The organism is Mycobacterium sp. SMC-17, assembly GCF_045310915.1.
Classification (GTDB): Bacteria; Actinomycetota; Actinomycetes; order Mycobacteriales; family Mycobacteriaceae; genus Mycobacterium.
Window position 1 is genome coordinate 1 of the sequence record NZ_JBJIAK010000158.1, and the last position, 1,190, is coordinate 1,190.

Genomic DNA, 1,190 nt, shown 5'->3' on the forward strand with positions numbered 1-1,190 from the left:
ATTCGTCACCGGCGAGGACTGGTACATCGACGGCGGCGAGACGCTACATCTGGCCCACGACGCCCGCGATATGATCGACGCCGTTAAATTTGCCAAACGCGAACGCGGCGATGCAGGATTGTCGTAGCGGTCAAAATCGTTAACGCTGCGGCGGCATATCGGATATTCGATTTCGGGAGCTTGTTTACGTCTGACCAATGCGAAAATATTTCGGACGTCCGGCAGGCCACGGATCGCCCCACATTTGCTGCCCGCCGTCTACCGAAAGCGTTTCGCCCGTGATGAATTTCCCTGACGGCGCGGCGAGATAAACGCAGGCCTCGGCGATATCCCATGCATCGCCGTGCCGTTTCATGGGATTCGCTTCCTTGTAGGTCGCGGAGCCTTCCGGAACATAGCGGTCGAATGCCGTGGTTTCATTGACGCCAGGGGCAACACAATTCACCCGGATGCCGTGCGGCGCCCATTCGACCGCGACGGTCTTGGACGCGTAGATCACCCCGGCCCGCGCCGCGGCGGTGTGCGCCATCCCCGGCAGGCCTCGCCAGATCAATGCCACGATATTGACGATATTGCCGGTCTTGCCGCGCTCGATCCACTCGCGAGCCGCCGCTTGCATCATCCACCACGATCCGTTCAGGTTGGTATCGATCACTGCGTTCCAGCCCTTTGGCTTGAAGTCGATGGCCATCTGGGCGAACTGCCCACCGGCATTATTGATCATCACATCGACACGACCAAAATGATCCCAGACGTCTTTGACGAATTCGTTGACTTGATCGGGGTCGCGGATGGTGAGACTTCTACTGAAGACGCGGGCGCCGAGACTCTCTAGATCCGGAACGACGTGTGCGAGCTTCTCGGCGTCGCGCCCGCAGATTGCCAGATTGGCGCCAAGCCTCGCAAACAGGAATGCGATCGCCTTCCCGAGTCCGCTCCCCGCGCCGCTGACGATGATGGTCTGGCCGGTGAACAGATCAGGTCGGTACACTGTCGGGATCGTGGAGAGTTCGTCGTCGGTGAACCCGTAACTCGGCTGGCTGCTTTGCGAACTCATCTCAGGCTCCTCCCCCCTTTAAAGCGCGTGCGCGACCCGCACGCCCTCCTCGACCGCACGCATCGCGTCGAGTTCGGAAGCCTCCTTGGCGCCGCCGATGACATGCGTCTCGATTCCGGTCTTGAGCAGTTCG

1 protein-coding gene is annotated in these 1,190 nt (G+C 60.4%); it reads right to left on the reverse strand.

Annotated elements, in window-relative coordinates:
* Nucleotides 1-184: 184 nt before the first annotated feature.
* Nucleotides 185-1,057 (reverse strand): SDR family oxidoreductase, encoded by an 873-nt coding sequence (locus ACJH7A_RS30550; RefSeq protein WP_021075770.1) that lies wholly within the window; start codon nucleotides 1,055-1,057, stop codon nucleotides 185-187.
* Nucleotides 1,058-1,190 lie beyond the last annotated feature (133 nt).

What these genes read in the sequence shown, in the direction of transcription:
- ACJH7A_RS30550 (WP_021075770.1), bottom strand. Translation starts at nt 1,057, where the DNA reads ATGAGTTCGCAAAGCAGCCAGCCGAGTTACGGGTTCACCGACGACGAA.